This window comes from Methylomonas koyamae, from assembly GCF_006483455.1.
GTDB lineage: Bacteria > Pseudomonadota > Gammaproteobacteria > Methylococcales > Methylomonadaceae > Methylomonas > Methylomonas koyamae_B.
Genome location: NZ_PPPU01000004.1, coordinates 58,652 through 65,710 on the forward strand (window position 1 = coordinate 58,652; position 7,059 = coordinate 65,710).

The following is a 7,059-nucleotide window of genomic DNA, read 5'->3' on the forward strand; positions in this document are numbered from 1 at the left end:
GCAAGGAACTCGTAAATGTCACCAATAAAACCCACCTCCCCCGATATCTCTTTGTTTCGGACATACTCTGCCCCTGGCGTCATTGTCGGCTCTACCGTAGCATGGCTATTCTGGGTATTAGCCGGCGAATATCATTCCGTCCGACCAGAACTACTCATTCCCCCAATGGCGGCGCTCTTTACCCTTACGGCCGTGGTGTGGCTAATTATGGTCGTTGCGCGCAATGTTGCGGTTATTCGAGGGCTTGCATCGATCAGGTACTTCGCGGATTACAAGTCGGATATTCCAGTGGATGATCAATTTGAGCGTCCCGCGCGAACTTTTAATAACCTGACGCAAGTGCCACCGCTTTTTTATATTATTTGTCTATTGATGCTTATAGTGAAAGAAGCAGACAATACTCAAATCGCTCTCGCCTGGGCATTTGTGATACTCAGGTATGCTCATGCGTCTATTTATTTGGCGGTAAATTGGGTGCCATATCGCTTCGCTGCCTGGGCTGCGAGTTGCATCATTCTCGCCACACTTTGGTTTCGCTTTGTAATGATGGTCGAGTTTGGCTGAGCTTCGATGAAATCCGGGTCACCTGCGCTGGTAGGATCAACAAAGTATCATCGTACGCATGTTATTCGCTCCTACGATTACGCTGGCCAATCCAGAGCCTCGGACTCTCGCTTTCTACGATGAAAATCCCGTTCACGATCGTCTTTGTAGCTGTAGCATCAACGGTTTCGGCGGCGTCCTTCGACTGCACGAAGGCGATAAGCCGGATCGAAAAGCGGATTTGCGATGATCCAGTCCTCAGCAAGCTTGATTCAGTGTTGGCAGACAATTACTCGTCGATGATCGAAGCTGATTTCGGCGGCTCGAAGGCAGATCTCAAGGCAGAGCAGCGCTCCTGGATGGCCAAGCGGAATACCTGTAAAGACCGCGGATGCCTGATTGAGGCGTATCGACTGAGAATCGACCAAACGTGTGAATACGGGGTGATATCCGGAGCTCACCCGGTATGTGTTTATGCCGACGACGTTAATTTTCAGGAAGGGATGCGGCTACCGGACCCAAACGAGCCCAATTAGCAAAATCGTACGCATCTTAATTTCGTTCGGGCGATCCGCTGGCGGCTTGTTTTGCCGGAATAAGATCGGCTGGTATTGGCTTAGCCGAATGGTTGCAGGCGTGACCGGAAGATATTGCTTACGGACCTGGTCTTAAGCAACCTAATGCAGCCGATAGCCAATGCCAAAATTCTTGTCACTCCCCGGTTCCTGCGGCCGGGCATTGACATAGTAAAAAAACCTTCCTTACAGGTTAACCACGGACAAGGCCCGCCGCCTAGCCTTGTCCGTGGTGCGAACGGCTTATGCTTTACACCTTGGCCGAACCAAACAAGCGACGTCTCACGGGATAGAGCAAACCGGATAACATCAGCAGCGATGCGGGAGGTAGTGGAACTTGGGAGACCGGTTCGACCCAGTCGACTCTTGGCTTCCGGTCGCCTAGCGCGGTCCAACTGCTACCGCCATAGGCAACTATCTGTAAATACCGTCCGGAGGCGGCAGCGAACTCAATCTCGTGGGTTTCAAAATGCGGTCCGAACCCTGACGTACCTATCCAGTCCGAGAACGTCGCTACCGGGGTTAAACTGTTGTAACTATTGCCTATGGCTGAATTTGACAGGTAAACCCAGTATTGCGCATTAGTGGCAGGCGCAACCGCGGCAGTGATCACCACTTTCGACAGGGTTTGACTGGCCCCCATATCCGCCTGGATCCAGTGCTTGCCGTAGGTACCCGCATTCCACACTCCTCCATTGAACGCTGCCTGTGCAGAAGTACCGGGATAGGTTAAATCGGCACTGTACTGGCCGCTAGCCAAATCGGCAGCAAACGGCGAAATGATTGGCGCTGCGTTGACATCGACAGCAAGCGTTAGCAGGTTGGTGAAAAACCATATTTGAGACGCTAATTTTGCTCAATCGAACCAACATTTAGTAGGAAATCGGCTTCATCGTCACTAAATATAGAGTCATTCAAAGCCAAAAAGAGTTTTTCACCAACCTGTTAGTCCTAATGCTGCCAGCGTCAATGAAAGGTTTTTATTGGGCATCAAATACTCCTCAAGATATTTCGGATTGAAAGGGAACGGTTTATGGCCGGTATTTTTCTAAAAGCACAAAGGCTGGAGTATTGTCCCGAAGTCCAGCCCGCGTGGTTTGTTTTAGTAGAGCGAAGTCGTACCGGCGCTAATTTCGTTCCGCCGATTACGCTGCACCGATCGGGGCCATCAACCAGCCAATCCTACCCCTACACTTTCAATCCCTACCTGCCGAATCCCGGCCCGGTTTGTTATCATGGGCGGCAAACGTGTTCCGGCACCGGGCGCGGCAAAACAACAATTAAAACTTGAGGAGCACCATGATCATCAAACCTCGCGTACGCGGCTTTATGTGCGTCACCACCCATCCGGCCGGCTGCGCCGCCAACGTCAAACAGCAAATCGATTACGTCAAAGCCAAAGGTGCGGTCGCGGGCGGCCCGAAAAACGTGCTGGTGCTGGGCGCATCGACCGGCTACGGTCTGGCCTCGCGCATCGTTTCTGCGTTCGGTTCCGGCGCCAACACGCTGGGCGTATTCTTCGAAAAAGAAGGCACGGCCGACAAGCCCGGCAGTGCCGGCTGGTACAACTCGGCGGCGTTCCACCAATTCGCCGCAGCCGAGGGCTTGTATGCGAAAAGCATCAACGGCGATGCCTTTTCCGACGAGATCAAACAACGCGTGATCGATGCCATCAAACAAGATATGGGCAAGGTCGATCTGGTGGTTTACAGCCTGGCCGCGCCGCGCCGTACTCATCCCAAAACCGGCGAGGTGCATAACTCGACCTTGAAACCGATCGGCAAGGATTTGGTACAAATCGGCGTCGATACCGACAAGGAAATCATCAAGGAATTTACGCTGACTGCGGCAACTCAGGAAGAAATCGACAACACCGTCGCAGTGATGGGCGGCGAAGACTGGCAGATGTGGATCGATGCGCTGGCCGCAGCCGGCGTACTGGCGGACGGCGCCAAAACCACCGCCTTTACCTATCTGGGCGAAAAAGTCACCTGGGACATTTACTGGGACGGCACCATCGGCGCGGCGAAAAAAGACCTGGACAAACGCGTGATCGACATCCGCGCCAAATTGGCCGCCATCGGCGGCGATGCCCGCGTCTCGGTATTGAAAGCGGTGGTGACTCAGGCCAGCGCGGCGATTCCGGTGATGCCGTTGTATCTGGCGCTACTGTTCAAAGTGATGAAGGCGCAAGGCACGCACGAAGGCTGCATCGAACAGGTCGACGGCCTGTTCCGCGACAGCCTGTACAACGACGCGCCGATTCTGGACAGCGAAGGCCGCCTGCGCGCCGATTTGAAGGAACTCGATCCGAAAGTGCAGGACGAGGTCAGCCAACTGTGGCCGCAAGTCACCAGCGAAAACCTGAACCAACTTAGCGACTTCGCCGGCTACAAGCACGAGTTCCTGAAGTTGTTCGGTTTCGAAGTCGAAGGCGTGGATTACGACGCCGACGTGAACCCGGAAATGCCAATCGAGAACATGGGCTAATCACGCAGGCCGGAATCAGTTCGCCTGGCGCCAGCCAGGGCGGACCTTTCCGGCAAGCACACCGAAAGTATCCGGTCTCGCCCACGCCGTAACGGATGTAACCCGATCCACACCATTTCGAAGCCAATCATGTCCATCCAAACCACGCTGCAAAAACTGCTCGACCGTCAGGATCTCAGCGCCGAAGAAATGAGCGCCGCGATGCGGGCGATGATGAACGGCGAGCTGACCGACGCCCAAATCGCCGGCTTTTTGATCGCCTTACGCTGCAAGGGCGAAACGGTCGACGAAATCGCCGCAGCGGTCGGCGTGTTACGCGAATTGGTGCGCAATGTACCTATCAACGGCGAGCACGTCATCGACACTTGCGGCACCGGCGGCGACGGCGCCAACACCTTCAATATTTCGACCACAGCGGCTTTCGTGGTGGCGGCGGCCGGCGGCAAGGTCGCCAAGCACGGCAACCGCTCGGTCTCCAGTTGCTGCGGCAGCGCCGATTTGTTGGAACTGGCCGGGGTCAATCTGGAGCTGCCGGCCGAGCGGGTGGCGCAATGCGTCAACGACATCGGTGTCGGTTTTCTGTTCGCCGCTAAGCACCACAGCGCGGTACGCCACACCGTCAAGGCCCGCAAGGAAATGGGCGTGCGCACCTTGTTCAATCTGATCGGTCCGCTGTCCAATCCAGCCAACGCCCCGCACCAGCTGATCGGCGTATTCGACAAACAATGGCTGGTGCCGGTCGCCGAAGTCTTGAAGCGCCTGGGTAGCCGCCACGTGCTGGTGGTGCATGCTCGCGACGGCCTCGACGAAATCAGCATCGCCGCACCGACCGATGTGGCCGAACTGGTCGACGGCATCATTCATACCTACACCATCACGCCGGAGCAATTCGGTTTGCAGCGCGCCAAGCTGGAGACCTTATCGATTGGCTGCGCGGCAGACAGCCTGGCAATCGTCAAAGCGGTGCTGAACAACCAACCCGGCCCGGCCCGCGACATCGTCGCCCTGAACGCCGGCGCCGCAATCTACGCCGCCGACCTGACCGATTCGCTGGATGCCGGTATTCGGCGGGCGCATCAGGTGTTGGCGGATGGGAGTGCGTTGGCTAAGTTTGAGGCTTTGATTGGGTATTCCGAAACCGGTTAAAGTATTGACGCGATGTAATCGTTCGATTACATTTTCTGCATGTACACGATCAAACAACTCCCCGCATTCAGCGAATGGCTGTTTGGCTTGAAAGATGGATTGACGCACCGCCGGTTGGCGCGCCGACTGGAAAAAGCCCAACAAGGCAATCTCGGCGACGTGAAAGCGGTAGGCGAGGGTGTTTTTGAAATGCGTGAACATTTCGGTCCCGGCTGGCGAATGTACTACGTGCAGCGGGGCGAGGTGTTGATTGTGATGCTGGGCGGCGGCGATAAATCCAGTCAGGCTGCCGATATTACCAAAGCTCAGCGCCTAGCCGCGTTGTTGGAGGACTGAATCATGAATGAAAAAATCAAAATCGCCGACTTACCCGTGTTTGACATTACCGAACATCTGGATAGCGATCAAGCCATTGCCGAGTACCTGACCGTGGTTCTGGAAGAAGGTGATCCGGCGGCCTTGGCTCATGCACTCGGCAGCATTGCCAGAGCGCGAGGCATGACCGAAATTGCCAATGCCGCCGGCATCAGCCGCGAGGCTTTGTATAAAGCCTTGCGTGCCGACGCCCAACCCCGCTTCGAGACTATCGCCAAAGTTTGTAAGGCGCTTGGGGTTAAGTTGACGGTGCAGACGAGAGCGGCTTGATATTCGCCTGAGCGAGCGCAGTGGCTAATTTTGAGGCGTTAGTGGTGTATTCTTAAGTTTTGTGTCGCTATCGCGACGGATAGATTGAAGTCGGGTCTCGGCCCGACAGCCGAGGTACTTTCTTTTGCTTGGCCAAAAGAAAGTACCCAAAGAAAAAGCCACCCCGATGCCGCTTGTATCCTGCGCGCCGAAGGGTTTGAACGGGGTTTTCGGAAGGGCTATCCATAGCCCTCCGAAAACGAGCGGCATGCCCGAAACAGCGGGGCAGGCTCTCCCTGCCGCTCCCCTTCGGGCTAATCCGTCCAAACCCTCCGGTGCTCGGCGCGGCATAGGGGATTAACCCTCTGTGAATTTATGGTGTCTATATTTAGGTTTTTTAAGGCTTCGTAGGGTGCACAATTTGCCCGCCATTGGCCGTTAATTCGTGGGGGGTATCAATCTTACCCCCTAGAACTCAGAACGTTTGATATATAAGCAAGTCAAAATATGCGCTTAGAAGGAATAATCAAAAAATGGAATGATGAAAAAGGCTTCGGTTTTATTCAACCCAAGAGCGGCCCAGAGATTTTCATTCATATCAAGGGATTTCAAAGTCAATCCAGAAGACCTGTTATAGGCGATGTCGTGACGTTTGAAATCAAAATTGATGTAGAAGGCAGGCCCCAAGCGCAGAGAGTAAAATTCAAATTCGCGAAACTAGCGTTGCCTATTCCATCTTTCCTTAGTTTGTTTTATTTCCTGGCTGCAATTGGATTTTTAGCTCTTATAGGATATTGGGCTTATTTAGGAAAAACACCGATACTGATATTTGTCTTTTATGTACTTGCCAGTGTACTGACATTTTTCCTCTACGCAGTCGACAAGCATGCGGCGCAGCGAGGTTATTGGCGGACAAAGGAAAATACTTTGCATTTGTCTTCTCTGGTTGGAGGTTGGCCTGGTGCCTTAGTGGCACAAACGACACTTAGGCATAAGTCCAAAAAGCAAAGTTTCCGGGTCGTGTTTTGGCTTACTGTTCTGATGAATTGCGGCTCATTCAATTGGTTATTATCGTCCGATGGTGGAGTCTTACTTCATCAAATAAACTCCAGTGAGATAAATGCCAAGATTGATAAATACATCGGCCTTTTAACGGTTAACAAAGACCATAGGAAGCGCGTGGCCGAAATTCGATGGTCAAATTAGCGAAATGCAATTGGACCTACCAATTCTGGAGACCAATAAAATGGCAACTATTGTCACTCACCAAAACCTTGTTCGCGCATGTAAAATTATTTCAGGAATTACATTTGTTTTTTATGTCGGCGGCGTTGATTGGTCAAAAACGCATGAGCTAGAACAATTGCACGTTCATTTATTCCTTGTAATGTTCGCTTTGACACCTTACGGGGTACTCGTTTCTTCGCTAAATCGTGCCAATCGGTCTTTAATTTTTCAAGTAGTTTCCTTTTGTCTGGTTAGCGGCTTATCTTTGGTTTCGTTTGGCTATTTCCGGTTAAAAAGAATTCCAACTGGGGGGTGGGACTATTTGCTAATACCCGTTTGGCAACTTCTTATGTTGATGGTCTTGTTCGGTTTTTGTGAGGCGTAGGGTGGGCAATTTGCCCACCATTGGCCGTTAATGCCGCGTGGGCACTAAATCGTGCCCACCCTTATATCT

General features: G+C 53.0%; 9 protein-coding genes. 8 read left to right on the top strand and 1 reads right to left on the bottom strand.

Translation table 11 applies throughout. The features are described 5' to 3' along the window. Positions 1-15: 15 nt before the first annotated feature. Positions 16-564, top strand: coding sequence for an MAPEG family protein (locus tag C2U68_RS01665; RefSeq protein ID WP_140910770.1), 549 nt, complete (start codon positions 16-18; stop codon positions 562-564). A gap of 119 nt (positions 565-683) precedes the next feature. After that, positions 684-1,079 (top strand): lysozyme inhibitor LprI family protein, encoded by a 396-nt coding sequence (locus C2U68_RS01670; RefSeq protein WP_140910771.1) that lies wholly within the window; start codon positions 684-686, stop codon positions 1,077-1,079. A gap of 289 nt (positions 1,080-1,368) precedes the next feature. On the opposite strand, the gene C2U68_RS01675 is transcribed toward C2U68_RS01670, so the two are convergent. After that, positions 1,369-1,878, bottom strand: a complete 510-nt coding sequence (locus C2U68_RS01675) for a discoidin domain-containing protein (protein ID WP_186289469.1) — start codon at positions 1,876-1,878, stop codon at positions 1,369-1,371. A gap of 539 nt (positions 1,879-2,417) precedes the next feature. On the opposite strand from C2U68_RS01675, the gene fabV reads away from it, so the two are divergent. From fabV to C2U68_RS01710, 6 genes are all read left to right on the top strand, one after another. Further along, positions 2,418-3,608, top strand: a complete 1,191-nt coding sequence (gene fabV, locus C2U68_RS01680) for an enoyl-ACP reductase FabV (RefSeq protein WP_140910773.1) — start codon at positions 2,418-2,420, stop codon at positions 3,606-3,608. A 129-nt stretch (positions 3,609-3,737) separates the two neighbouring features. Next, positions 3,738-4,754, top strand: a complete 1,017-nt coding sequence (gene trpD, locus C2U68_RS01685; protein ID WP_140910774.1) for an anthranilate phosphoribosyltransferase — start codon at positions 3,738-3,740, stop codon at positions 4,752-4,754. Positions 4,755-4,793: 39 nt separating this feature from the next. Next, positions 4,794-5,090 carry a type II toxin-antitoxin system RelE/ParE family toxin gene (locus tag C2U68_RS01690; RefSeq protein ID WP_140910775.1) on the top strand — a complete coding sequence of 99 codons (297 nt, stop codon included), beginning with the start codon at positions 4,794-4,796 and terminating at the stop codon, positions 5,088-5,090. A 3-nt stretch (positions 5,091-5,093) separates the two neighbouring features. Then, entirely contained in the window at positions 5,094-5,399 is a 306-nt protein-coding gene (locus tag C2U68_RS01695) for an addiction module antidote protein (protein ID WP_140910776.1), read from the top strand. Positions 5,400-5,885: 486 nt separating this feature from the next. Beyond that, positions 5,886-6,584, top strand: coding sequence for a DUF1294 domain-containing protein (locus C2U68_RS01705; RefSeq protein ID WP_140910777.1), 699 nt, complete (start codon positions 5,886-5,888; stop codon positions 6,582-6,584). Between the two features lie 40 nt (positions 6,585-6,624). Continuing rightward, on the top strand, positions 6,625-6,990 hold the full coding sequence (locus C2U68_RS01710; RefSeq protein ID WP_140910778.1) for a hypothetical protein: 366 nt from the start codon (positions 6,625-6,627) through the stop codon (positions 6,988-6,990). Positions 6,991-7,059 lie beyond the last annotated feature (69 nt).